At 72.5% G+C, this 25076-nt stretch carries 21 protein-coding genes, 1 pseudogene and 1 riboswitch; of the genes and pseudogenes, 10 read left to right on the forward strand and 12 right to left on the reverse strand.

Going from position 1 to position 25076, the window contains the following annotated elements:
- Positions 1-68 precede the first annotated feature (68 nt).
- On the reverse strand, positions 69-1553 hold the full coding sequence (locus tag ABT381_RS08335) for an alpha,alpha-trehalose-phosphate synthase (UDP-forming) (protein ID WP_351589620.1): 1485 nt from the start codon (positions 1551-1553) through the stop codon (positions 69-71).
- Positions 1554-1641: 88 nt separating this feature from the next.
- Positions 1642-2607 (reverse strand): glucosyl-3-phosphoglycerate synthase, encoded by a 966-nt coding sequence (locus ABT381_RS08340; protein ID WP_351589622.1) that lies wholly within the window; start codon positions 2605-2607, stop codon positions 1642-1644.
- Positions 2608-2787: 180 nt separating this feature from the next.
- A riboswitch (SAM riboswitch) is annotated at positions 2788-2946 on the forward strand.
- Positions 2947-2963: 17 nt separating this feature from the next.
- Here ABT381_RS08340 and thrC point away from each other — a divergent pair.
- The 4 genes and pseudogenes from thrC (at position 2964) to groL (ending at position 7221) form a co-directional block, all read left to right on the forward strand.
- Positions 2964-4250 carry a threonine synthase gene (thrC, locus tag ABT381_RS08345; protein WP_351589624.1) on the forward strand — a complete coding sequence of 429 codons (1287 nt, stop codon included), beginning with the start codon at positions 2964-2966 and terminating at the stop codon, positions 4248-4250.
- A 106-nt stretch (positions 4251-4356) separates the two neighbouring features.
- Positions 4357-4635, forward strand: coding sequence for a MoaD/ThiS family protein (locus tag ABT381_RS08350; RefSeq protein ID WP_351589627.1), 279 nt, complete (start codon positions 4357-4359; stop codon positions 4633-4635).
- Positions 4636-5102: 467 nt separating this feature from the next.
- Positions 5103-5307: pseudogene (locus ABT381_RS08355) on the forward strand (cold-shock protein).
- 288 nt (positions 5308-5595) lie between these two features.
- Positions 5596-7221 (forward strand): chaperonin GroEL, encoded by a 1626-nt coding sequence (groL, locus tag ABT381_RS08360; RefSeq protein ID WP_030254570.1) that lies wholly within the window; start codon positions 5596-5598, stop codon positions 7219-7221.
- 116 nt (positions 7222-7337) lie between these two features.
- Here groL and ABT381_RS08365 read toward each other — a convergent pair whose 3' ends face one another.
- The 3 genes from ABT381_RS08365 to ABT381_RS08375 form a co-directional block, all read right to left on the reverse strand.
- Entirely contained in the window at positions 7338-8924 is a 1587-nt protein-coding gene (locus ABT381_RS08365) for a PTS transporter subunit EIIC (RefSeq protein ID WP_351589632.1), read from the reverse strand.
- A gap of 83 nt (positions 8925-9007) precedes the next feature.
- A complete protein-coding gene (gene murQ / locus ABT381_RS08370) occupies positions 9008-9949 on the reverse strand; it encodes an N-acetylmuramic acid 6-phosphate etherase (protein ID WP_351589635.1) in 942 nt (313 codons plus the stop codon).
- A gap of 118 nt (positions 9950-10067) precedes the next feature.
- Positions 10068-10928 (reverse strand): MurR/RpiR family transcriptional regulator, encoded by an 861-nt coding sequence (locus ABT381_RS08375; protein WP_351589708.1) that lies wholly within the window; start codon positions 10926-10928, stop codon positions 10068-10070.
- 270 nt (positions 10929-11198) lie between these two features.
- Here ABT381_RS08375 and ABT381_RS08380 point away from each other — a divergent pair, with 270 nt between their 5' ends.
- Positions 11199-11561, forward strand: coding sequence for a DUF8819 family protein (locus tag ABT381_RS08380; RefSeq protein WP_351589638.1), 363 nt, complete (start codon positions 11199-11201; stop codon positions 11559-11561).
- A 9-nt stretch (positions 11562-11570) separates the two neighbouring features.
- On the forward strand, positions 11571-11837 hold the full coding sequence (locus ABT381_RS08385) for a DUF4031 domain-containing protein (RefSeq protein WP_351589641.1): 267 nt from the start codon (positions 11571-11573) through the stop codon (positions 11835-11837).
- Between the two features lie 82 nt (positions 11838-11919).
- Here the strand turns inward: ABT381_RS08385 and ABT381_RS08390 are convergent, their stop codons facing one another.
- The 3 genes from ABT381_RS08390 to ABT381_RS08400 form a co-directional block, all read right to left on the reverse strand.
- Positions 11920-13209 (reverse strand): Cmx/CmrA family chloramphenicol efflux MFS transporter, encoded by a 1290-nt coding sequence (locus ABT381_RS08390; protein ID WP_351589711.1) that lies wholly within the window; start codon positions 13207-13209, stop codon positions 11920-11922.
- Between the two features lie 116 nt (positions 13210-13325).
- Entirely contained in the window at positions 13326-13643 is a 318-nt protein-coding gene (locus tag ABT381_RS08395; RefSeq protein ID WP_351589644.1) for a DUF397 domain-containing protein, read from the reverse strand.
- Positions 13633-14466, reverse strand: a complete 834-nt coding sequence (locus ABT381_RS08400) for a helix-turn-helix domain-containing protein (RefSeq protein WP_351589647.1) — start codon at positions 14464-14466, stop codon at positions 13633-13635. Before ABT381_RS08400 ends, ABT381_RS08395 begins: the two co-directional genes overlap by 11 nt.
- 170 nt (positions 14467-14636) lie before the next feature.
- On the opposite strand from ABT381_RS08400, the gene ABT381_RS08405 reads away from it, so the two are divergent.
- Positions 14637-14855, forward strand: a complete 219-nt coding sequence (locus ABT381_RS08405) for a hypothetical protein (RefSeq protein ID WP_351589716.1) — start codon at positions 14637-14639, stop codon at positions 14853-14855.
- A gap of 114 nt (positions 14856-14969) precedes the next feature.
- On the opposite strand, the gene ABT381_RS08410 is transcribed toward ABT381_RS08405, so the two are convergent.
- Complete coding sequence (locus ABT381_RS08410) at positions 14970-15677, reverse strand: HD domain-containing protein (RefSeq protein ID WP_351589649.1); 708 nt, start codon at positions 15675-15677, stop codon at positions 14970-14972.
- Positions 15678-15828: 151 nt separating this feature from the next.
- Between ABT381_RS08410 and ABT381_RS08415 the strand changes: the two genes are divergently transcribed.
- Entirely contained in the window at positions 15829-16530 is a 702-nt protein-coding gene (locus ABT381_RS08415) for a copper homeostasis protein CutC (protein ID WP_351589651.1), read from the forward strand.
- Positions 16531-16557: 27 nt separating this feature from the next.
- Here the strand turns inward: ABT381_RS08415 and ABT381_RS08420 are convergent, their stop codons facing one another.
- Positions 16558-18636, reverse strand: a complete 2079-nt coding sequence (locus tag ABT381_RS08420) for a HelD family protein (protein WP_351589653.1) — start codon at positions 18634-18636, stop codon at positions 16558-16560.
- A gap of 262 nt (positions 18637-18898) precedes the next feature.
- Between ABT381_RS08420 and ABT381_RS08425 the strand changes: the two genes are divergently transcribed.
- Positions 18899-19126 carry a hypothetical protein gene (locus tag ABT381_RS08425; RefSeq protein ID WP_351589656.1) on the forward strand — a complete coding sequence of 76 codons (228 nt, stop codon included), beginning with the start codon at positions 18899-18901 and terminating at the stop codon, positions 19124-19126.
- A 265-nt stretch (positions 19127-19391) separates the two neighbouring features.
- Complete coding sequence (locus ABT381_RS08430) at positions 19392-20582, forward strand: glycosyltransferase 87 family protein (protein WP_351589713.1); 1191 nt, start codon at positions 19392-19394, stop codon at positions 20580-20582.
- Positions 20583-20595: 13 nt separating this feature from the next.
- Here the strand turns inward: ABT381_RS08430 and ABT381_RS08435 are convergent, their stop codons facing one another.
- Complete coding sequence (locus ABT381_RS08435) at positions 20596-22245, reverse strand: DNA repair helicase XPB (RefSeq protein ID WP_351589659.1); 1650 nt, start codon at positions 22243-22245, stop codon at positions 20596-20598.
- A gap of 180 nt (positions 22246-22425) precedes the next feature.
- Positions 22426-24972, reverse strand: coding sequence for a helicase-associated domain-containing protein (locus ABT381_RS08440; RefSeq protein WP_351589662.1), 2547 nt, complete (start codon positions 24970-24972; stop codon positions 22426-22428).
- Positions 24973-25076 lie beyond the last annotated feature (104 nt).

Consider the following 25076-nt stretch of genomic DNA (forward strand, 5'->3'; position numbering starts at 1 on the left):
GCGCGAGCAACCACAACGGCGGGCCAGCCGGCAACGGACCGCCCGGGGCAGCCCGGAACCGCCCGGCTTCAGCCCCGCAGGTCCCGCAGCTGGTCCAGGAACCACTGCGCCGGCGGCAGCGCCGTCGCCGCCGCCGCCAGCCGCTTCGTGCGCTCCGCGCGCTCGTCCCGCGGCATCGTCAGCCCCGCGTGCAGCGCCTCCGCCGTGCCCCCGATGTCGTACGGATTGATCACCAGCGCGTCCTCCGACAGCTCCGCGCAGGCCCCGGCCTCCCGGGAGAGGACCAGCGCGCAGCCCGCCTCGGACACCACCGGCACCTCCTTCGCGACGAGGTTCATGCCGTCGCGGATGGGGTTGACCAGCGCGACGTCGGCGAGCCGGTAGGCGGCCAGGGAGCGCGCGAAGTCGTCCTTGACGTGCAGCACGACCGGCAGCCAGCCGTCCGTGCCGAACTCGTGGTTGATCTCCTCCGCCAGCCGCCCCACCTCCTCGGTGTACTGCCGGTACACCGCCAGGTCCTGCCGCGAGGGATAGGCGAACGCTATGTGCACCACCCGGCCGCGCCACTCGGGGCGGTCGGTCAGCAGCCGCCGGTACGCCTGGAGGCCGCGCACGATGTTCTTCGACAGCTCCGTGCGGTCCACCCGCACGACCGTCTTCCGCGGCGCGCCGTCCTCCCCGGTACCGATCTGCTCGCGCAGGTCCGCCAACCGCTCGTCGACGTCCGGCTGCCGGGAGCGCTCGCGCAGGAAGTCCGCGTCGGCGCCCAGGCCGTGCACCCCGAGCCGGGTGGTCCGGCCCTCGTACGTGACGCGCAGGCCCGCCTCCCCGTCCCGGGCGACCTCGGCGCCCAGCACCGCGGCGCAGCACTCCGCGAACGCCGCGGCCCAGCGGTGGGTCAGGAACGCCGCCCGGTCGCCGCCCAGGATGCCGCGCAGCACCTCGGCCGCCACGTCGTCCGGCAGCAGCCGGAAGTAGTCCGGCGGCGCCCAAGGGGTGTGCGAGAAGTGGCCGATGCGCAGGTCGGGGCGGCGCTCGCGGAGCAGCCCCGGGACCAGCGTGAGGTGGTAGTCCTGCACGAGGACGGCGGCGCCGGGCGCGGCGGCCGCGGCGAGCGCGTCCGCGAAGGCGGCGTTGTACGCCTCGTACGACGCCCACTGGCCGCGGAAGTCCGCGTCGAACGCCGGCTCCAGCGGCGTCTGGTACAGCAGGTGGTGGATGAACCACAGCACGGAGTTGGCGACGCCGTTGTACGCGTCCGCGAAGACCTCGGGCGCGATGTCCAGCATCCGGACGGACTGCCCGCCGGTGTCGCCGGGGTCCAGCAGTCCGTCGCCGTCGGCGGCGGCCCGGCGCGCCGCCTCCCGGTCGCCGTCGCCGAGCGCGGCGCAGACCCACACGGCCCCGGCGTCCGGGCCGATGGCCGACAGGCCGGAGACCAGCCCGCCGCCGCCGCGTTTGGACGTCAGCGTGCCGTCCTCGCCCAAGGCGTAGGAGACCGGACCGCGGTTGGACGCGACGAGAACCTGGGCACCTGAGCTGGAGGAGACCATGCCGATGACCTAACCCGCCACAGATCCGCTCAAACGTACGGCCGGGAGCGCATCGAGGGCGCAGCCGCACGTCGGGCGCCGCGTCCCCTCATGCCGCGCGCCGTTCCGCGTACTCCGGTATGTCGCGCATCGGCGGCCGCTCCTCGGTGTCCACGTCGGTCGTCCGCGGGACGAAGCCGCCCTCCGCACCGCGGTCGAACTGGGTGAGCCGGGGCCGTACGAGGTGCCCGCGTGCCAGCCGCAGCTGGGCGGTGCGGTAGATGGCCGCTGCCATCCGGCCGAGCGCCTGCCCGTCCTGGTGCCGGTGCTTGCGCACGCCCACGTCGACCTGCGCCAGCGCGTCCAGGCCGACCGTGTGCAGCGCGTCGACCAGCAGGCCCAGTTCGACGCCGTACCCGACGGGGAAGGGCAGCCGCTCCAGCAGCGAACGGCGGGCCGCGTACTCGCCGCCCAGCGGCTGGACGAAACCGGCCAGCTGCGGCCAGTGCAGATTGAGCAGCGGGCGGGCCACCAGCTCGGTGACCCGTCCTCCCTGGCCCCCCTTGGGGCCGCCGGCGCCCTCGCCCAGCGGCCGGTCGTACATCGCCTTCACGAACTGCACCCGCGGCTCGGTCAGCAGCGGCCCGACGATCCCGGACACGAAGTCGGCGGAGAACTCGCGCAGGTCGGCGTCGACGAAGCAGACGATGTCGCCGCTGGTGGCCAGCAGCGAGCGCCACAGCACCTCGCCCTTGCCGGGCACCGTCGCCAGCCGGGGCAGGATCGCGTCGCGGTGCACGACCCGGGCGCCCGCGGCGGCCGCGACCTCGGCCGTGCGGTCGGTGGAGCCGGAGTCCACCACGACCAGCTCGTCGACCAGCGGCACCGCGGCGGACATCAGGTCGCGGCGGATGATCTCCACGATCGTGCCGACCGTGGCTTCCTCGTCGAGCGCCGGCAGCACTACGCTGACCGTCTGCCCCGTACGGCTCTTCGCTGCCAGCAGCTGGTCGAGCGATCGGTCGGCGGCTGACCATGAGCGGCCGGCCAGCCAGCGCTCCACCTCTTCCAGCACGAATCCGTCTCCTTCTGCTACGCGCGTGAGCCATCTTGCTACGCGGTGTGAGCCATCTCGCGGTTCGGACGGCTATCTCAACCGTCCACCCCTTCGGTTACAGTCTTGAACAACGCGGATGACCACCGCATGCCGGGGTCACCGCTGAACAAACGCCTGTGTTTCGTACACAGGCCATACCGCTCATCCAGAGGGGCAGAGGGATACGGCCCGTTGAAGCCCCGGCAACCCTCCAGCCGGTCTTGCCGCCAGGACGCTGATGTCCGCCGCGCGAGGCTCCCGGCTAGGGAAGGTGCCAAATCCGTCTCACGGCGAAGTGCGTCGTGAGGAAGATGAGGAGAAAGGGCCTCGCCTCCATGGCTGTGCAAGCTTCCGAAAGCACCACTTCCGCCGTCACCCTCGGTCCCGCCGCCGCGCTGTCCTGCCGCGAGTGCGGTACGCGCTTCCCGCTCGGTCCGATCTTCGCGTGCCAGGAATGTTTCGGGCCGCTCGAAGTGGCCTACGACCTGCCGAGCGGCGACCCCGAGGGCCTGAGGAAGCAGATCGAGGCCGGTCCGAACAACATCTGGCGGTACGCGCCGCTGCTGCCCGTCCCCGCCGACGTGGCCGACAAGCCCAACCTCAACCCGGGCTTCACCAAGCTGGTCAAGGCCGACCGCCTCGCCGCCGAGCTCGGCGTCACCGGCGGGCTGTACGTGAAGGACGACTCGGGCAACCCGACGCACTCCTTCAAGGACCGCGTCGTGGCGATCGCCGTCGAGGCGGCCCGCGCCTTCGGCTTCACCACCCTGTCCTGCTCCTCCACGGGCAACCTGGCCGGCGCGGTCGGCGCCGCGGCGCGCCGGGCGGGCTTCCGCTCCTGCGTGTTCATCCCGCACGACCTGGAGGCCGGCAAGGTCGTCATGGCCGCGGTCTACGGTGGCGACCTGGTCGGCATCGAGGGCAACTACGACGACGTCAACCGCTTCTGCTCCGAGCTCATCGGCGACCCGCTGGGCGAGGGCTGGGGCTTCGTGAACGTCAACCTCCGCCCGTACTACGGCGAGGGCTCCAAGACGCTCGCGTACGAGATCTGCGAGCAGCTCGGCTGGGAGCTCCCGGACCAGCTGGTCATCCCGATCGCCTCGGGCTCGCAGCTCACGAAGATCGACAAGGGTCTGAAGGAGCTCATCGCGCTGGGCCTGGTCGAGGACAAGCCGTACAAGATCTTCGGTGCCCAGGCCGAGGGCTGCTCGCCGGTCTCGACGGCCTTCAAGGCCGGCCACGACGTCGTACGCCCGCAGAAGCCGAACACCATCGCCAAGTCGCTGGCGATCGGCAACCCGGCGGACGGCCCGTACGTGCTCGACATCGCCCGCCGCACCGGCGGCGCGGTGGAGGACGTCAATGACGAGCAGGTCGTGGACGCGATCAAGCTGCTGGCCCGCACGGAGGGCATCTTCGCGGAGACCGCGGGCGGCGTGACCGTCGGCGTCACCAAGAAGCTCATCGAGAACGGGCAGATCGACCCGGCGAAGTCCCTCGTCGTCCTCAACACCGGCGACGGGCTCAAGACGCTGGACGCCGTGGCGCCGACCACCGGCCCGACCGCGACCATCCGCCCGAGCCTGGACGCGTTCCGCGAGGCCGGCCTCGACAAGTAGTGGGGTTCCGGCGGGCCCGTCGGCGGGCCCGCGCCGCCTCCCCGCTCCGCCGCGCCGCGGAGCCTTTGTACTCGTTTTCCCGGAACCTGGAAGGTAGAAGAACCCCATGAGCGTGAGCGTCCGCATCCCCACCATTCTCCGCACCTACACCGACGGCAAGGCCGAGGTCTCCGCCGAGGGCGCGAACCTCTCCGAGGTCATCGCGGACCTGGAGAAGAACCACACCGGCATCGCGGCCCGCGTCCTGGACGACACCGGCAAGCTGCGCCGCTTCGTGAACGTCTACGTCAACGACGACGACGTGCGCTTCGAGCAGGGGCTGGAGACGCCGACTCCGGACGGCGCCGGCGTTTCGATCATCCCCGCGGTGGCCGGCGGCTGCTGAAAAGCCTCTCGTCGCCCGGCGCACGCCCCTTTGTGCGCCCCGTGTGCGCCCCCTGTGCACCGTCTCGTGGGTGACGGCATACGACTCCTGGAATCGCCCCGTCCGCAGCGAAAGCGGACGGGGCGATTCCATGTCGTTAAAGGCGATACAGTTGAGGTGAATCCTCTTCGCGCGCGTGCCTGACGCATATGAGAACGCGACAAGATGTGCCCAAACTGTGTGCGCATTTTGTCGTGTTGATGAGCTATGCCCGGCCCGGCTTGCCCAGAATTATTGAGACTTCGCCGTAAATCGGCGAATGGTCGTGGGCAGAATTCTCGTCCGATTGACCTGTTGCGCTGGGCATCGGTGCAGATACATTCAGCGGCGGTCGACGCGTTCCGGCGCACACCCTCCTTGGGGGTGAGGTCTGACCCGGGTCCGCGGAGTGCGGTCCTGCGCAAGGGCCAGCAATAGGGGAGTTAGGAATGGCTCAGGGCACCGTCAAGTGGTTCAACGCGGAGAAGGGGTACGGCTTCATCGCGGTCGACGGTGGTGCGGATGTTTTCGTCCACTACAGCGCGATCCAGATGGACGGTTACCGCACCCTTGAGGAAGGTCAGCGGGTCGAGTTCGAGATCTCGCAGGGCCAGAAAGGGGCCGCAGGCGGACATGGTTCGCGTGGCCGGCTGAAGCGCCGACCGACTGCAGCGTACGGAGGCCCGTGTCCCCTGAGGGGGGCACGGGCCTCTCGTTGTGCGCGGGTGCGGAGGCGCTTCTCTGTTCCCAAGCTTGCACTCGGAGGGGTCGAGTGCTAATCATTGGGCTTAGCACTCTCCCAGTGAGAGTGACAGAACTTGGATCGGGTCAGCGAGGTCCGCAGGCCGGGTGGGGCAAGGAACCACACGGCACGCAGACCGTCCGTCGCGGGCGCGGGCGCGGTCCGGAGCAATCCACCCCTGTCCGGGAGGACCACTTCACATGGCCAAGATCATCGCGTTCGACGAGGAGGCACGGCGCGGTCTCGAGCGCGGGATGAACCAGCTCGCCGACGCCGTCAAGGTCACCCTTGGCCCCAAGGGCCGCAACGTCGTCCTTGAGAAGAAGTGGGGCGCCCCCACGATCACCAACGATGGTGTCTCCATCGCCAAGGAGATCGAGCTCGAGGACCCGTACGAGAAGATCGGCGCCGAGCTGGTCAAGGAGGTCGCGAAGAAGACGGACGACGTCGCCGGTGACGGCACGACGACCGCGACCGTCCTGGCCCAGGCCCTGGTCCGCGAAGGCCTGCGCAACGTCGCGGCCGGCGCCAACCCGATGGCTCTGAAGCGCGGCATCGAGCGCGCCGTCGAGGCCGTCTCCGCCGCTCTGCTGGAGCAGGCGAAGGACGTGGAGACCAAGGAGCAGATCGCCTCCACCGCCTCCATCTCCGCCGCCGACACCCAGATCGGCGAGCTCATCGCCGAGGCCATGGACAAGGTCGGCAAGGAAGGCGTCATCACCGTCGAGGAGTCCCAGACCTTCGGTCTGGAGCTCGAGCTCACCGAGGGTATGCGCTTCGACAAGGGCTACATCTCGGCGTACTTCGCCACCGACATGGAGCGTATGGAGGCGTCGCTCGACGACCCGTACATCCTGATCGTCAACTCCAAGATCTCCAACGTGAAGGACCTCCTTCCGCTGCTGGAGAAGGTCATGCAGTCGGGCAAGCCGCTGCTGATCATCGCGGAGGACGTCGAGGGCGAGGCCCTGTCGACCCTGGTCGTCAACAAGATCCGTGGCACCTTCAAGTCCGTCGCCGTGAAGGCCCCGGGCTTCGGTGACCGCCGCAAGGCCATGCTCGGCGACATCGCCATCCTCACCGGTGGCACCGTCATCTCCGAGGAGGTCGGCCTCAAGCTCGAGAACGCCGGTCTGGACCTCCTGGGCCGCGCCCGCAAGGTCGTCATCACCAAGGACGAGACCACCATCGTCGACGGTGCCGGTGACAGCGAGCAGGTTCAGGGCCGCGTCAACCAGATCCGCGCCGAGATCGAGAACTCGGACAGCGACTACGACCGCGAGAAGCTGCAGGAGCGCCTGGCGAAGCTCGCCGGCGGTGTTGCGGTCATCAAGGCCGGTGCCGCGACCGAGGTCGAGCTCAAGGAGCGCAAGCACCGCATCGAGGACGCCGTTCGCAACGCGAAGGCGGCCGTCGAGGAGGGCATCGTCGCCGGCGGTGGCGTCGCCCTGCTGCAGGCTTCCTCGGTCTTCGAGAAGCTCGAGCTCGAGGGTGACGAGGCCACCGGTGCCGCCGCTGTGAAGCTGGCCCTGGAGGCCCCGCTGAAGCAGATCTCCGTCAACGGCGGCCTCGAGGGCGGCGTCGTGGTGGAGAAGGTGCGCAACCTGGCCGTCGGCCACGGTCTGAACGCCGCGACCGGCGAGTACGTCGACATGATCGCCGAGGGCATCATCGACCCCGCCAAGGTCACCCGCTCCGCGCTGCAGAACGCCGCCTCCATCGCGGCGCTCTTCCTCACCACCGAGGCCGTCATCGCCGACAAGCCGGAGAAGGCCGCCGCCGGCGGCGCCCCGGGCGGCATGCCGGGCGGTGACATGGACTTCTGATCCACCCCTTCCGGGAACGGATCAGCTGTTCAGCGCTGTACGGACCAAGGGCGGCACCCCCATCGCGGGGGTGCCGCCCTCGGGCGTTTTCGGCGGTCGGTCGGACGGACGCCGGCTCAGACGGACGCCGGCTCCTTGGCCGGGCCGTGGGTGCCCGGCCGGCCCTCACCCGGGGGCGGGGCCTGCGCCTCCTCGGCGCCCGTGTTCAGGTCGGCGAGCAGCTGCTTGCTGAAGCCGAAGAAGTACGTGGCCAGGAAGCCGACGACATAGCCCGCGAGCAGGCCGACGGCGTAGATGAGGGCCGTGGCGCCCAGGTCGTGGTTGCCCTTGAGGAGGGGGAAGAGCGCCCAGCCGGAGGGGCCGATGGCGGTGGAGCCGACGGCCGTGCCGAGCTGGTTGAACAGGCCGACGAAGGCGCCGCCGAACGCGCCGCCGACGCAGGCGGTGATGAACGGCCGGCCGAGCGGGAGCGAGACGCCGTAGATCAGCGGCTCGCCGACGCCGAGGAAGCCGGCGGGGAGCGCCGACTTGATGGTCGTACGGATCGAGCCGTTGCGCGGCAGCCGGAGGTAGACCGCGATCGCCGCGCCGACCTGGCCCGCGCCCGCCATCGCCAGGATCGGCAGCAGGACGGTGTAGCCCTGCTGCTCGATGAGGGTGGTGTGGATGGGGATGAGGGCCTGGTGGAGGCCGAGCATCACCAGCGGGAGGAAGAGGCCGCCGAGCACGAAGCCGGCGAACGCGCCGCCGTGGGCGAGGAGCCAGTTGGCGGCCGTACCGATCGCGGCGGACACCTCGCCCGCCGCGTACATCAGGCCGAAGATCGTCACCAGGCCGGTGAACAGGACCGTGAGGGTCGGCGTGACGAGCACGTCCAGCGACTCCGGCACCCACTTCCGGCACCATCTCTCGATGTACACGGCCAGTACCGCGGCGCCCAGTGCGCCCAGTACGCCGCCCTGGCCGGGGGAGAGCTTCTGGCCGAAGGCGGTGATGTTCGCGACGCCGGGGAAGACGATGATCGCCGCGACGGCGCCGCCGAGGATCGGTGTGCCGCCGAACTCCTTCGCCGTGTTGAAGCCGACGAACACCGCGATCAGGGCCATGAAGCCGGAGGCGATGGCGGCCAGCGCGGGGACGAGCGTGGGCAGCCAGCCGAGGTTGGTGAGCAGGCCGTTGATGCCGGCGATGATGCCGCAGCCGATGAGGGCGGGGATCAGCGGGACGAAGATGTTCGCGATCCTGCGGAGGAACAGCTTGAAGGGGGTGGCGTTCGCCGCCTTCCGGCGTGCCTTGATGGCGGCGCCCTGAGCGGCCAGCTCGTCGGCGGTGGTGGGGGAGTCGGGGGAGCCGGGCGCCGCGCCGTCCGGGCCGGCGGCCGGGGCGGGCGACGGCCCGTCCGCGCCGGCCGCCCGCTCCTCCTCGACCAGCTCTTCGAAGACGGGCGTGACGCGGGCGACCGTGCCGGGCCCGAGCACGATCTGGTACGTGTCGTCCTCGACCACCCCCATGACGGCCGGCAGCGCCTTGAGCGCGTCGTCCTGGACCAGCGAACGGTCCTTGATGCCGAGGCGGAGCCGGGTCATGCAGTGGGCGATGGAGGTGAGGTTGGCAGCGCCGCCCACGAGGGGCAGGAGCGCGGCGGCGGTGGCGCGGTTCTTGTCCGGGGAGCCGGAGTTCCCCTGGGGAGATGCAGAGGTCATGTGCGAGGCGCTGTTCTGTCGGAGGATGCGCCGCGGGGGCGCGGGGCAGCGGCGCCTCCCCGGGGGAGGAGGGCGCCGGGTGGTCAGCTTTCCTGGGCGGCGGCTTGGAGGGCGGCGCGCAGGTGGCCGCGGGAGTCGGCGAGCAGGCGGGCCGCGGTGGGTCCGTCCACGGAGCCGAGAATGGTCAGGATGGCGTTCTTCACCTCGCCGTCGGTGGCGGCGAGGGCTTCCTCGATCTCCGTGTCGGACGCGCCCGTGGCGAGCGCGACGATGCGCCGCGAACGGGCCCGGAGCTTGTCGTTGGACGCGCGGACGTCGACCATCAGGTTTCCGTAGGTCTTGCCCAGCCGGATCATCGTGATGGTCGAGAGCATGTTGAGGACCAGCTTCTGGGCCGTGCCGGCCTTCAGGCGGGTCGAGCCGGTCAGCAGCTCGGGGCCGACGACGACCTCGATGCCGTGGTCGGCGGCGGCCGCGAGCGCGGAGCCGGCGTTGCACGACAGGCCGACGGTCAGCGCGCCCTGGGCGCGGGCGTGCTCGACGGCGCCGATGGCGTACGGCGTGCGGCCCGAGGCGGAGATGCCGACCACCGTGTCCTCGGCGGTCAGGCCGAGCGCGTCCAGCTCGGCGGCGGCCAGGTCCTTGCTGTCCTCGGCGCCCTCCACGGCGGTGATCATCGCGGGCGGGCCGCCCGCGATCAGCCCGATCACCTCTTCGGGGTCGGTGTTGAAGGTGGGCGGGCACTCGCTGGCGTCCAGGATGCCGAGCCGCCCGGCCGTGCCGGCCCCGGCGTAGATCAGCCGGCCGCCGCGGGCCATGCGGGCGGCGATGCCGTCGATGGCGGCGGCGATCCGCGGCAGCTGCTCCGCGACCGCGGTGGGGACGGTGGCGTCCTCGCCGTTCATCGTGCGGGCGATCTCCAGGGTGGTCAGCCGGTCGATCTCGGCGAGCTCCGGCCGGAACGCCTCGGTGGTGAGGGTGTCCAGCTGGGCCCGCAGGGCGGTGTGGTCAGCGGTGGAAGTCATGGCGTGGGGGCTCTCCGAGTACGGCTGCGGGTGGGGGTGCCGCCTCGCGGCGGGGGGGTGCCGCCTCGCGGCGGTCAGCGGGTGGGGCGGTGCCGCCTCGCGGCGGGGCGCGCGGCGGTCAGCGGGTGCGGGGGGAGTGGCGGTGCGCCAGGGCCTCGTACGAAGCGGAGAGGGCGGGCGCCGCCGTTTCGTACGTCCGCTGGGCGACGCCGACGAAGAGGCAGTCGACGACGAGCAGCTGGCTCGTGCGCGAGGACATGGCCGCCGGGCGCAGCTCGCTCTCGCGGGCCGTGGACGTGGTCAGTATGTGATCGGCGTACGCGGCGATCTCGCCGTCCGGGCGGCCGGTGACCGCGATGGTCGTCGCGCCGCGGTCGAAGGCGACCCGCAGCGGCTCTATGACGTCCGTGGTGCGTCCGGAGTGGGTGATCGCGACGGCGACGTCGCCGGTCCGCATCTGCACGGCGTTGGTCACCGCGAGGTGCGGGTCGGAGTGGGCGTGCGCGATCAGGCCGATGCGCAGCAGCTTCTGGGCCAGGTCCTGGCCGACGAGGCTGGAGGCGCCGATGCCGTACACATCGATCCTGCGGGCGCCGGCGAGCGCGCCCACGGCCGCCTCCAGCTGGGTGGTGTCCAGCGCGGCCGCGGTGTCGGCGAGGCACTGCTGCTCTTCTTGCGCGAGCTTGGTGACCACGTCCGTGAGCGAGTCGTCGACCGCTATGTCCGCCGTGACGGCGGGCGCGCGGCCCGCGGCCTGCTGGGCCGCGAGGGCGGCGAGCGCCAGCCGCAGGTCGCGGTAGCCCGGGTAACCGAGCAGGCGGGAGGTGCGGACGACGGTGGCCTCGCTGGTGCCCGTGCGCTCCGCGAGGGCGGTGACGGTGAGCGCGGCGCAGCCCGCCGGGTCGCCGGCGACGGTCTCCGCGACCCGCTGCATGGAGCGGGTCATGGACGGCGCCAGCGTCCGCACCTTCGCGGCCAGGGCCGCGGGCGCGGGCGGGGTCCGCTCCGGCTGCGGCCGCCGGGCGGCGCCGGAGGCCGCGCTGGAGGTCGCGCCGGACGTGGTCGGGGCGGCGGAACCCGCGCCGCTGAAAGTTTCCTTCAGTCTGGTGCTCACCTCTGAAAAGTAATTTCAGTCACCGGTGGCGTCAATACCTCTCTGTGGCCTGTGGACAACTCCGTGCCGCAGGGACGACGCCGGGACGACGGGAACGCGTGTGGGACTTCGGCGCGTACGCGCGACAATGGGCACATGGAGTTGGAACAGGCGCTGCACGCCGCACGGGCCCTGGTGATCGCGGATCTGATGGCGGGCGATGTCGCCGACGCGGACATCGTCTCGCTGGTGGAGGACGCGGTCGCGCACCGGCGGTGGTGGGTCGAGCAGTGGCCGGAGGGCGTCGAATTCGTCGCCGGGCTCGTCGCCCAGGACGTCCAGGATTCCCTGCTGGAGCGGTACGGCCGCTGGCCGCTGTGCCCGGTGTGCACCGAGGGCGGGGACCCGCACGCGCTGGACGTGGAGCCGGAGCTGGGGCCCGACCCGCACTGGGTCTGCCCGAAGACGGCCGTCTCGGTGGCCCGGGTCGGCTCGCTCGCCGGGCCCCTGGGGAGCTGAGGGAGCGGCGTGGCGATCTACATCGATCCGCCGACCTGGCCGGGGCACGGCCGGCTGTGGTCGCATCTGGTGAGCGACGCGTCGTTCGAGGAGCTGCACGCCTTCGCGGCCCGGATCGGCGCGCCGCGGCGGGCGTTCGAGCGCGATCACTACGACCTGCCGGCGGAACGGTACGCCGACGCCGTACGGGCGGGCGCGGTCGAGATCGGCAGCAAGGAGCTGGTGCGCCGCCTGACGGCCGCGGGTCTGCGTCGTCCGAAAAACCGCCGGATCTGACCGCTTTCGTATGGTCCGATCCAGCAAGGCGGGGCGGCACCGGCTGAACTGGGCCGCCCCGCCCGCTGCGCGGAGCCTTCGATCAGAGGCGCTTGCCGCCCGCCGCGGCGCTGCGGTCGTCCGCTGTGGCGCTACGGTCGTCCGCCGCGGCCTCGTCCGGGCGGCCGGCCTCGTGCAGGAGGTGCTCCTCCGAGGACGCGACCAGCCGGGAGGCCGCGCCCGTGGAGCGCTGGATCCGGAAGGCGAAGCCCGTCGCGACGACGGCGGCAGCCGCCAGCGCGGCACCGGTCCATGCCACGGCCGGGTAGCCCCAGTGCGCGCTGATGACCAGGCCGCCCAGCCACGGGCCGAGCGTGTTGCCGATGTTGAAGGCGGCCGTCGTGGTGGCGCCGGCCAGCGTCGGCGCGGCGTTGGCGACGTTGAACATCCGGGCGTTCAGGGCCGGGGCCGTGGTGAACGCCGTGACGCCCAGCATCAGGGACAGCGCGATCGCGGCAACGGAGTTGTGCGCGGTGAGCGCGAGCACCGCCAGTACGAGGGTGGAGGCGATGATGCCCCCGAAGAGGGTCGGGAAGAGGTGCGCGTCGGCGATCCGGCCGCCTATGTAGGTACCGATGAGCGCGCCCACGCCGAAGAGCGCCAGCACCGTGGGCACCCAGCTCTCGGCGAGCCCGGCGGTGTCGGTGAGCAGCGGGGAGAGGTACGAAAAGAGGGCGAAGACCGCGGCGCCGTTCAGCGCGGTGGCGGTGAGTGCGAGCCAGACCTGCTTGTCGCGGTAGATCGTCAGCTCCCGGCGGAGCTGCGGACGGTCCTCGCCCGTAGGCACCTCCGTACGCGGCACGAGGGCGACCACGCCGACGAGGCCGATCGCGGAGAGGACCGCCACGCCCCAGAACGCGGCGCGCCAGCCGGCGCTCTGCCCGAGCAGTGCGCCGGCCGGCACGCCCGCGATGTTGGCGATGCTCAGCCCGCCGACCATCACGGCCATGGCGCGGGCGCGCGCCGTGAACGGCACGAGCGAGACGGCCACGGCCGCGCCGACCGCCCAGAACCCGGCGCAGGCCAGCGCGCTCACCACTCGGGAGATGAAGAGCACCGTGTACGAGGGCGCGAGCGCGCCCGCGACCTGTCCGACGCCGAAGACGGCGAGCAGCGCGATCAGCGTCGTGCGCCGCGGGAGGCGGAGCGTGGCGGCGGCCAGCGTCGGAGCGCCGACCACCATGCCGATCGCGAACGCCGAGACGAGCAGCCCGGCCCGGGGGATCGAGACGTGCATGTCCCGGGCCAGTGGCTGGAGGATCCCGGAGAGCATGAACTCGGAGGTCCCCAGGGCGAATACGGACAGTCCGAGGATGTAGACGGCGATGGGCATACGGGCGCGTTCGGCGCGATCAGGAGGGACAGGCATGACACGCATGAACAGCGTGAACACGCCTGACATTCCCGGTGATCCGCGCCGCCGCGACCGCCGACCGCCGACAGCCCGGCTCAGGCGTCCGCGGCCCGCTCCAGGACGCCGTCCCGTACGGCCGTGACAAACGCCGACCAGGCAGCCGGGGGCAGGACGAGCGCCGGGCCCCAGGGGTTCTTGCTGTCGCGCACCGGGACCGCGCCCGGCGCGCCGTGCCCCATCTCCACGCAGTCGCCGCCGCTGCCGCCGCTGTAGCTGCTCTTGTGCCAGCTGACGGTGGAGAGGTCGAGCGCGCGGTGTGCCGGGCGGCGGGCCGCGGTGCTGTGCGCACCGTGGCCCGCCCCGTGAACGGCACCGTGCCGCGCGGGGTGGAACGTGTGTTGATCAATAACCATCTCGGTGATCCTTCGCCGCCGACTCGATCAGTACGAGGGACGCTTCGGGTGACAGTGCAGCGGCCCGGACGAGATCGTAAGCCAATCCATACCGTTCCACATGCGAAGGCTCGTCCAACATTTGCCCTGTTGCAAGGGCTTGTAGGTACACGACGGGCGGTGCATCTGCGAATGCCATCAGCTTGAGCGAACCTTCGAGGGCCGCGTGGGCGCCCTCCGCGTACGGCAGCACCTGCACGATGACGCGATTCCGACGCATGAGTGCCGCGATATGAGTGAGCTGGGTGTGCATGGCGGCCGGACTGCCCACGGGGCGGCGCAGCACGTTCTCGTCGAGCACCGCCCAGAACAAGGGGGTTGTTGGATCCTCGAGGACGCGGGCCCGGTCCAGCCGCGCGGACAGTAAATCGTCGATGACCCCCTCCGGGGCGACCGGGTGCACCGCCCGGAACACGGCCCGCGCGTACTCCTCCGTTTGCAGCAGCCCCGGGACGAGCAGCGGGGCGTATTCCCTGATCGAGATCGCCATCGCCTCGTACTCGGCGGCGTCCGCGAAGTGTTCCGGATAGCGGGACCGCTGGGCGGCCTCGACGTTCCGCTCGAAGAACCCGTCCGTGCCGAGGATCTCGTCTATCCGCCGTGCGTACTCCCCCTGTATCCGCCGTGCGCCCGACTCGAGTTGGCCGATGAACGACCCGCTCACGAACATCGGCGCCCCGAGCTCCGCCTGCGTCAGCCCTGCGCTTTCCCGCTTGAACCGCAGCTCAGCGCCGTACAGCGCCCTCGGTGAAAGCGACGGATCCAGTTGTTTCGGCTTCGGCATGGCCCACTCCCTGTTGTGCACCTGGTGTTGTTGGATGTCACCCTCTGTCAAGCCTAACCCCGGACCGTCACCATATAGACACAACCAGTAAGTCGACACGGAGCGCGATGAGGCGCAGTGAGGCGCGGTGAGGCGCAGTGAGGTCCGCGACCGGAGAGACGAGGTACCCGGTGACGCTCCCGGCGAAGGGTTCGTATGTGTTCGACACCCGGATCGGCAGGATCGGGGAGGTGATGGGGCACGAAGGGCCCTACGTACAGCTGCGTCCGCCGGGGGGCGGACGCGAGTGGGACTGCGCACCGGCCGACGCCCGAGCCGCCACCCCGCGCGAACGCCTGGCCGCCAGGACGGCGCTGGCCAACGCGCGCAGCCGGGGAGAGCGCCGCTGAACGCGGCGCGCGAGAACGGCACGTAAGGAACGCGAGTGAGGTGCGCCCCGGACCCCGGCGCCCCCGCTCCTGTCTCGTCCCTGCTCCTGCTCCTGCCCCTGTCCCGCCCCCGCCTCACGCCGTCAGAAGGTCGAGCTCCGTGCTCAGGTTCCGCCGGGCCAGCCGCTCCCATCTGTCGTGCCCCTCCGGCGTGCGGAACAGCCGCGGCAGCGCCAGCAGTTGACGCAGCACATCGGCCCGCCCCGCCCGGAACGCCTCGTCCGGCACGAAGGCGAACTCCTCGCGCACCGCGGCGGCGTACGCCGCGTACCGCTCCGGCGTCCCGGCCAGTACCGCCAGATCCGCGTCGCACAGCACCTCGCCGTTGCTGTCCCCCTCGGCCGGATCGTGGGTGACCGTGAGCCGCACGAGACGTGCCACCTCCGCCGTGCGCTCCGCGTCGATCCCCAGCTCGGGCAGTGCCCGCTCGGCGAGCGCCGCGCTGCGTTCCTCGTTCTCGGACCGGTCGGGGCGGTAGACGGCGTCGTGGAACCACGCGGCGAGCCGTACGACATCGGGTTCGGCGGCGTGTCCGGCCAGCTCGTCGATCCGGTCCAGCACGGCGGCCAGATGCGCGGTCGTGTGATAGCGGCGCTGCGGCTCGGCCCAGCGCGCGAGCAGGTTGTCGGCGTACGGAGCGGGGTCGGGCGGCAGGGCGAGAACCGTGCCGGGCTCGGTCGCCGCATCGGCGTTCCGGAGCGCCAGGACGGTGTCGTGCCAGCGGCGACGCAGCTGTTCGCCCGCGTCCGTGCGGTCCGTGCGGTCCGTCGAGGAGGAAGCCATACGCCCATTGTGCGCATCCGGACCGGCGGCCTCACCACAGGTGATCGCGCCGATCGCCGGAGGGTGCCGAGCGCTTTCGCGCCGGACGCCTTCGCACCGGATCGGTGTCGCTCCGTAGCGCCGGCCTGTCGGGTATGGCACCCTTGAGCACATGTCTAGACCAATTCTCGAGGTGATCGCGCTCGATGCCGCGGACGCCGCCGCGGCCGAGGCCGGAGGGGCGGACCGCCTCGAACTGGTCACGGACATGGCGTCCGACGGGCTCACCCCGCCCCGCGAGGTCTTCGCCGCCGTCCGGGCCGCCGTCTCCATCCCGCTGCGCGTCATGCTGCGCGCGTCGGACGGCTTCGCCGCGGGCGACGCCCGGACGTTCGACGCGCTGTGCGCCGACGCCGCCGCGCTCCGGGCCGCGGGCGCCGAGGAGTTCGTGCTGGGGTTCCTCGCCGAGGACGGCGGGCCCGACCTCGCCGCCGTGGACGCGCTGACCGAGGTGATCGACGGCTGCCGCTGGACCTTCCACCGCGCCATCGACCACGCCGCCGACCGCGACGGCCTGCGCAAACGCCTCGACGGCCGGCCCGGCCCCGACACCTACCTCACCGCGGGCTCGGCCGCCGGCGTCGACGACGGGCTGCCGGTGCTGCTCGCCGAGGCGGCGCGCGCGGCGGCCGGCGAGCCCGGGTACGGCCCGCAGATCATGGCCGGCGGCGGCCTCACCCTCACACATGTCCCGCCGCTGCGCGCCGCAGGGATCACCGCCTTCCACATCGGCGGCGCGGCGCGCCCCGCCGGCTGGTCGGCACCGGTCTCCCCGGCCGCCGTCGAGACCTGGCGCGCGGCGCTCGACGGCTGAGCGGGGCAAGGCCGCGGGCGCCGGGCCTCAGCCCGCCAGCTCCTCCGGCAGCGCCGCCGCGTGCACGACCGTCAGGCCGGACACCGCACGGGTGAGGCAGACGTACAGGCGGCGCAGCCCGGTCCGGTGGTCCGGCTCGGCGTCCACGAGCGCCGCCGGCTCGTCCAGTACCACGTAGTCGTACTCCAGGCCCTTCGCGAGCGTCGCGGGCACGAGCGTGAGCCGGGCGTCCGCCGAGGTCTCCTCACCGGGGGCGAGCGTGGCCAGGCCGGCGGCGGCCAGTGCCTCGCGCAGCGCCGGGAGGCGCGGCTCGGCGGCGATCAGGCCGATGGAGCCCTCCTTCGCCAGCGCGTCGCGGCAGGCGTCGATGACCGAGGCGTCGAGCGCGTCCGCCGCCGTCGGGCGGATCTCGAAGTCGCCCGGGGACTCGCGGATGGACGTCGCCTCGGAGAGGTCCGGCGCGATGGCCGGAAGCAGCCGTGAGGCGTACGCGATGACCTCGCGCGGCACGCGGAAGCCCTGGGTCAGCTCCTCGACCGCGGCGCCCGGCTTCCCCAGATGGGCCAGCGCCTCCTCCCAGGTGTCCGTCGACCACGGGGTCGTGCCCTGGGCGATGTCGCCCAGTACGGTCGCCGAGCCGGTCGAACAGCGGCGGCCCACGGCCCGATACTGCATGGGGGAGAGGTCCTGGGCCTCGTCCAGCACCACATGGCCGAGCGAGTGCGTGCGCTCCACCAGGTCGAGTGCCTCGTCGATGAGGACGGCGTCGGCGGGGGACCACTTGGCGGCGCGGACGCTGCGGGCCGGCCGGGTCCACAGGACGGTCTTCTGCTCCTCGTCGGTGAGGACGCCCTCGGCGTGCTCGGCCAGGAAGTCCGCGTCGGACAGCAGCCGCAGCACCAGCTTCGCCGGGTCGACCGGCGGCCAGACCGCCTTGACCGTGGCCTTCACCGCCGCGTTGCGCGCGACCGCGTCCTGCACGCGGTCGTCGGGCGCCTCGCCGGCCCGCTCCATCTGGACCAGCACGGCGTGCGCGATGCGCTGCGGCAGCGCCGCACGCGCCGCGCCGTAACGGATGCCGCGGTCCAGCAACTGCTGGACGATCTCCTCCAGTTCGTACGCGGGAACGCGCCAGCGACGGGAGCCGCGGACCACCACGCACCCCTCGGTGGGCAGCGTGACGTGCGAGCGCACGGCGCGCCGCAGCACCTCCGCCATCCGCGCGTCCCCCTTGATTGTCGCCGCGGCGGCGTCGTCCGTACCGCGCACCTCCACGTGCGCGACGAGGTCGTCGACCGTGGCCTGCTTGACCTCCAGCTCGCCCAGCGCGGGCAGCACCTGCTCGATGTAGTGCAGGAAGGACTTGTTGGGGCCGATGACCAGGGTGCCGGCGCGGGCCAGCTTCTCGCGGTGCGCGTAGAGGAGGTACGCGACACGGTGCAGGCCGACGGCGGTCTTGCCCGTACCGGGCGCCCCCTGGACGCAGACGGTGCCGCCGATCCCGGCCCGGACGATCTCGTCCTGCTCGGGCTGGATGGTGGCCACGATGTCGCGCATCGGGCCCACGCGCGGCCGCTCGATCTCCGTCTGGAGCAGCTTGCTGGCGTGCTCCGCCTCCGAGGGATCGGTGAGGTGCTCGTCCTCGTACGCGGTCAGTTCGCCGCCGGTGTACCCGAAGCGGCGGCGCAGCCGCAGGTCCATCGGGTCCTTCTTGGACGCCCGGTAGAAGGGCTGGGAGACGGGCGCGCGCCAGTCGATGACCATGGGGTCGCCGTCGGCGTCGTGGACGTGCCGCCGCCCGATGTAGAAGTCCTCGCCCTCGGCGCCCTCGGCCAGGTCGATGCCCGGCGCGTGGAGGTAGTCCAGACGCCCGAAGAACAGCGGGGTGTGGGAGAGGTCGGCGAGCGCCTTGATCCGGGCGTCGACCTCGCCCTGCAGGACCTGGGCGTTGACCCAGTTCGCCGCCACGTCCTTGATGTTCAGCGCCTCGGCGTCCGCGCGCATGGCGCGGAGCGCGGCGCGGGAGGCCGCGAGATGGGCCCGCTCCCGTTCCAGAGGGTCGTTCGTGTGGAGCTCGGCTTTCTCTTCTGCGGCGTGCGAGGGCACGGCGTCGCCTCCGGGGAGCTGCGTGGGTACAGGGGCCGGCCGGTTTCCGTCCGGCGGGCGGCACTCCGCGACGAGGGGCGGCGGGAGGCGGGCAGACGGGCGATTGTAGCCAGCACGCAGTGCGGGCGCGACCGAATTTAAAAGGGCCCCGATCCCTTAGGGGTGGGCCGCCGGGCGGTGCTTCCAGGGCCGTACTCCGGGCGACACGCGGATCGGTCGCTGGTCGGATGTGCGGCGACCGGGTGAATTCCATCATGGAGACATGAACAGTCGAGAGATGAACACCCACCTGAACCCGCCACCCGACCCCAAAACGGCGGCCCGCGCCCGGCAGGGCGCCAGCCCCATGGCCCACGGCGGAGAACACCGGCACCCGGTGGGCAGCGCCCTGCGAGCCGTAAAGGTCTTCGCGGGCACCGCTTTCAGCGTCGCCGTACTGGGCGAATACGCGGACGACAGATCCCCCACCACCGACCGGCCCGAGGAATGACATCCGGACGTCCGGAAAGCGTCACGAAACTTCGTGCGTGATCGATTAACGTCGCTGTAAAGGCTGTAAAGACTGTGCAAGCCGCATATGGCGACGAGGAGGGGTCACCCGCGTGTCTGCCGCCGACGGGAAGCCGATCCAGCGGACAACGCCCCTCGTGGGCAGGCCACGCACCACCCGGGAGCTGCCGGACGGACCGGCAGACCGCAGTACGGCCCCGCACCCCCGCCGTACTCTCCCCCGCCACACGCTCCCCGCGGCAGCACTGCTCGCGGTGTCCGTGGCCGCGCTCGGCGTCGTACACCTCTTCGTGCCGATGCCCACCTCCGACATCCTCGTCTACCGGGCGATGGGCGACTCCGTACTGACCGGCGGCGACCTCTACGGCTTCACGGTCACCAAATGGCACCTCCCGGCCACCTACCCGCCCTTCGCCGCCGTGCTGTTCGTCCCGCTGGCGCGGATCTCCCCCGGCGTACTGGAGTTCGCCTCGGTACTCGCCAACGTCGCGCTGCTCGCCCTGCTGATCCACTTCTCCGCCCGGCTCGCCGGGCTCCGCGCCACCCACCGCGTGCCCTCGCTGCTCGTCGCCACCGCGCTCGCCATCTGGCTGGAGCCGGTGTACCAGACGATCGTCTTCGGGCAGATCAACCTGGCCCTGACCTGCCTCGTCCTGTGGGACCTCACCCGCCCCGACGGCGCGCGCGGCAAGGGCCTGGCCATCGGCATCGCGGCCGGCATCAAGCTCACCCCCGCGCTCTTCGCCGTGTACCTGCTGCTCACCGGGCGGGTACGGGCCGCGCTGGTCTCGCTCGCCGGGTTCGCCGGCACGGTCCTGCTCGGCATCGTCGCGCTGCCCGGCGCCAGCGTCGAGTTCTGGACCCAGCGGCTCTACGAGACCGGGCGGGTCGGCGAGGCGTGGATCGTCGACAACCAGTCGCTCCAGGGACTCCTCGCGCGCCTGCTGCACACGACGCACCCGGGCGCCGCCTGGCTGGCCGGAGCCGTGCTGACGGCCGTGGTCGGGATGGCGGCGGCCCGCCGGACGGGCCTGGTCGCGGGCCGGGAGGCGTGGGGCGTGCTGTGCACGGCGCTCACCGCGCTGCTCGTCTCGCCGATCAGCTGGTCCCACCACTGGGTCTGGTGCGTGCCGCTGCTGGCCGTACTGGCCACCCACGTCCGGCGGGACGCGTGGCGGCGTGCCATATGGGGCGCGCTGGCCGTGGTCTTCACCGCCCGCACGATGTGGATCGTGCCGCACAAGGGCGACCTGGACCTGGCGCTCCCGTGGTGGCAGCAGCCGCTGGCCGCGCCGTACCCCCTGCTCGGCGCGGCCCTGCTGCTCGCCGCGGTGTGCTGGCGCGGGGGCGTGCTGACCGGGGTCGCGGCGGGCGCACTGACCCGCCCGACCCCGACCCGCCGGGAGTCCGTACCGGCCCCCAGATCACCCCGCTAGCGCCCCTGCGGGGTCACGCGCCCTCGTCCGCCAGGAGTTCGTGGGCGTCCACGATCCGGTACGCGTAGCCCTGCTCGGCCAGGAAGCGCTGGCGGTGGGCCGCGAAGTCCTGGTCGATGGTGTCCCGCGCGACGACCGAGTAGAAGCGCGCCTCGTGGCCGTCCGCCTTCGGGCGGAGCACCCGGCCGAGCCGCTGCGCCTCCTCCTGGCGCGACCCGAAGGTGCCGGACACCTGGATCGCGACCGTCGCCTCCGGCAGGTCGATCGAGAAGTTCGCGACCTTGGAGACGACCAGGACGGACAGCTCGCCCTCACGGAAGGCGTTGAAGAGCTTCTCGCGCTGCGCGTTGCTGGTGTCGCCCTTGATGACCGGCGCGTCCAGGTGCTCGCCCAGCTCGTCCAGCTGGTCGATGTACTGCCCGATCACCAGCGTCTGCTCGCCCGCGTGCCGGCGCACCAGCGCCTCGGTCACCTTCTGCTTGGACCCGGTGGTCGCGCAGAAGCGGTACTTCTCGTCGCTCTCCGCCGTGGCGTACGCCAGCCGCTCCGAGTCGGTCAGGCTGACCCGGACCTCGACGCAGTCGGCGGGCGCGATGTACCCCTGCGCCTCGATCTCCTTCCACGGCGCGTCGAACCGCTTCGGCCCGATGAGCGAGAAGACGTCGGACTCGCGCCCGTCCTCGCGTACGAGGGTGGCGGTCAGCCCGAGCCGCCGCCGCGCCTGCAGATCGGCGGTGAACTTGAAGACCGGGGCCGGCAGCAGATGCACCTCGTCGTAGACGACCAGGCCCCAGTCCCGCGAGTCGAAGAGCTCCAGGTGCGGGTAGACGCCCTTCCGCTTGGTCGTCAGCACCTGGTACGTCGCGATGGTGACCGGCCGGATCTCCTTCTTCGTACCGCTGTACTCGCCGATCTCGTCCTCGGTCAGCGAGGTGCGCTTGACCAGCTCGTGCTTCCACTGCCGCGCGGAGACCGTGTTCGTGACCAGGATCAGCGTGGTGGCCTTGGCCTCGGCCATCGCGCCCGCGCCGACCAGGGTCTTGCCCGCGCCACAGGGCAGGACCACGACGCCCGAGCCGCCGTGCCAGAAGTTCTCGACGGCCTGCTGCTGGTACGGCCGCAGCGACCAGCCGTCCTCCGCCAGCTCGATCGGATGCGCCTCGCCGTCCACGTAACCGGCCAGGTCCTCGGCCGGCCAGCCCAGCTTCAGCAGCGTCTGCTTGATCTGCCCGCGCTCGGAGGGGTGCACCGCGACCGTGTCCGGGTCGATCCGGGCGCCGACCAGCGGCTGCACCTTCTTCGACCGCAGGATCTCCTCCAGCACCGGGCGGTCGGTGGTGGTGAGCACCAGGCCGTGCGTGGGGTGCTTGCTGAGCGTGAGGCGGCCGTACCGGGACATCGTCTCGGCGATGTCGACGAGCAGCGCGTGCGGGACCGGGTAGCGCGAGTACGCCACCAGCGCGTCCACGACCTGCTCCGCGTCGTGCCCCGCGGCCCGCGCGTTCCACAGGCCGAGCGGCGTCACCCGGTAGGTGTGGATGTGCTCCGGGGCGCGCTCCAGCTCCGCGAAGGGGGCGATGACCTGGCGGCACGCGGCCGCCTGCTCGTGGTCCACCTCCAGCAGCAGCGTCTTGTCGCTCTGGACGATGAGAGGTCCGTTCACGCGCCTCGCCTTTCGCTTCGCCTGCGTCCGGCCGGCGTCGCCGCACGGCCCGGCCGTTCGTACGGCCAAACGTCCAGTGTGCCGCATCGCCGCGGAAGGGGGGCCTGCGTCCACCGAGCGCGCCCCCGGAGCGAGGTCGGAGCGAGGTCGGGGCGCGGTCAGGAAGTGGTCGGGAAGCCGTCAGGACGCGGCGTCGTCCGCGAGCTCCGAGACGCCCGTGATGCGGTGCAGGGGGTACGTGCGGACCTCGTCGGCGGTGTGGTCGTACGCCGTTACGAAGCCGCCCTCGACCCGGACCGGCGCGATGACGCGCTGGCTGGCGGCGCCGTCGGCGTTGACGTAGCCGATCCACAGCGCCGAGTTGGTCAGCGCGGCGGCCTGCACGGTGGCGAGCGTCTCGGCGGAGGTCGTACGCGGCAGCCGGCCCGGCGTGGGCGCCGCGGCCTCCGGGCCCGGCTTGCGCTCGGCGGTGGCCGCGAGGTCGCCCGCGCGGATGGCCCGTACGGCGGCCTCCAGCAGCGTCGTGTCGGGGGCCGGCGGGCCGTCGGGGACGGGGGCCGGTGCGGTGCGCGGCGGGGTGCGGTGGGCGTCGGTGCGGGCGATCACCACATCGCCCTCGGCGGACTCGGCGGCGGGCGCGTACCCCATCGCGCGCAGGCCTTCCAGCAGCGCGTCGGGTGCTGCCTGTGCGGCCAGTACGGTCGGGGCGAGGCGGCGCAGCCGGAGCCCGTCGGCGCGCCGGTCGGCCATGATCTCGTTCAGCAGCGCGTCGTCGTCGCAGCGGACGTACGCGGAGGCCGCCCCGATCCGCAGCACCCCGTGTCTGCGTGCCACGTCGTCGATCAGGTAGGCGAGCGGCTGCGGTACGGGTGTGCGGGAGTGCGCCGCGAGGAAGGACTGGATGTCCGCCGCCGACCGGCCGGCGTCCAGGCCGCGGCGCACCGAGCCGGGCGTGAAGCGGTACACCGTCGCGCCGCCCTTGGACTCCACGTCGGCCAGCACGTCGAGGGCGTCGGCGAGCGGGCGTTCCAGGGGGCCGGGGGCGACCGCGGTCAGGTCGGCCTGGAGGAGGACGTGGTCCAGCGGGGTGGGGAGCAGCGGGGCGAGGGCCGCGGCGGCGGCCCGGCGGGCCTGGGTGTCCTCACCATCCGGGCCCGTCTCCAGGAGCGCGCGGGTGTGGCCCGCGAGGGCGCCGCGGCCGGTGAGGCCGAGCAGCTCGGCCTCGTGGAGGGACCACAGAGCGATACGGGAGCGGAGGTCTTGGGGAGCGGCGTGCGCCGCATTCTGTGCGGCGTTGTGGTCGGGGGCCTGGCCGTTGTCCGGGGCGGCGCCGGGAGTGGCCTGAACTGCCGCGCGCAGCGGCCGTTCCCAGCGGAGCCGGGCCAGTACGGCGTCCTGGGGCACGGCCGTGCCCGGCGGGAGGCCGCCGAGCAGCGCGAGGACCCGCCGCCGTACCTCCGGGGCGGGGGAGCGGTCCAGGTGCGGGCCGAGCGCGGCCAGGGTGCGGCCCTTGGCGTCGGCGGTGCCGACCAGGCCGGCCGTACGGGTCGCGGTCAGCCAGGCGGTGGCCAGCCGCACCCAGCGCTCCTCGGCGGGCAGCTGCCGCCAGTCCTCGGCGGCGGGCGTGGGCGCGTACCGCTCGTCGGCCTCGCCGTCCGAGGCCACCAGCCCCGCCGCGTACGCCAGCTCCAGCCAGAACGCGGCGGTGTGCACTCCGGTGTCCAGGGCCGTCGCGGTCCGCTTGAGGTCGCGGACGCTCAGGCCGCCGGCGCGCAGGACGGGCGGGCCGCCGAGGTCCCATTCCTTGAGCAGTTCGTCGATCGTGGCGAGCGCGGTGAACGCCTGGCCGGCCGCCGTACGGTCCACCATCTCCGGGTCGCGCGCGGTGGCCGGCGCGAGGGCGGGCGGCTCCGGCTCCGGCGCTCGGTGCGCGCGCCCGGCGCGTAGATGCAGGGCGGCTTCCCGGGGGAGTACGACGTTGCGCGGGCCGACCGGGAGCAGCACGCCGCGGTCCAGGAGCCAGCGCAGGTGCGGCGCGGGCTGCGCGGTCACCGCGCCGTACGGCGGGCCCCAGACGAGTCTGTCCAGTACGGCGTGGGACTCGGCCGGCGCGCCGTCGAGCAGTGCCGCCATGGCAGCGCGGTCCTCGAAGAGCGAGGTCAGCGCGGTGACGGCGGTGACCGGGTCGGGCGTGGTGGGCAGCCCGGCGGCCGTCACGATCTCCTGGATGCGGCCGGGCGACATGCCGGCTGCGGCCTCGGCGACGGTGGGGCCGAGGCCGGTGGGGGAGGGGCGGGTGGCGCTGGGGGTGAGCAGTTCGCGGGCGGTGCGGACGAGCCGGAGGCGGTCGTCGGGGCCCCAGACCAGGGCCTGGGCGCGGAGCGCCGCGAGGGCGTCGGGGAGGCGCTCGCTGACGGCTGCCCGCAGCCCGGAGTCCGTACCGGATTCCTCCTCGTCGCCCGTCATCAGCCCGGCGAGCGTGTCGTACGGGCAGGGGTCCGGGGCGATGGCCAGCGCCTCGGCCGTCTGCAGCGCGAAGGCGTCCAGCCGTTCCACGGCGCGGACCACGGAGGCGCGGGTGCCGGCGCGGGTGGCGAGCTGGGTGAGATCACCGGGGACGGGGTTGAGCAGGTCGGGGCGGGACCGCAGCAGAGCGGACAGGTCGTCGTCCGGCCGGTTGCGCAACTCCTCGGCCAGCGTGCGGGGGGACGGATGGCTGCCGCTCATTCGCCCCACGTTACCGCCTGACGGCGGGCGGTCCGACGGTCACGGGCCCGGCACCGGCGTCCGGCGCCTGTGGAAAACCGGCATTCGCCGCCTGTGGAAAAGCG

Source organism: Streptomyces sp. NPDC000151, from assembly GCF_040301705.1.
GTDB lineage: Bacteria > Actinomycetota > Actinomycetes > Streptomycetales > Streptomycetaceae > Streptomyces.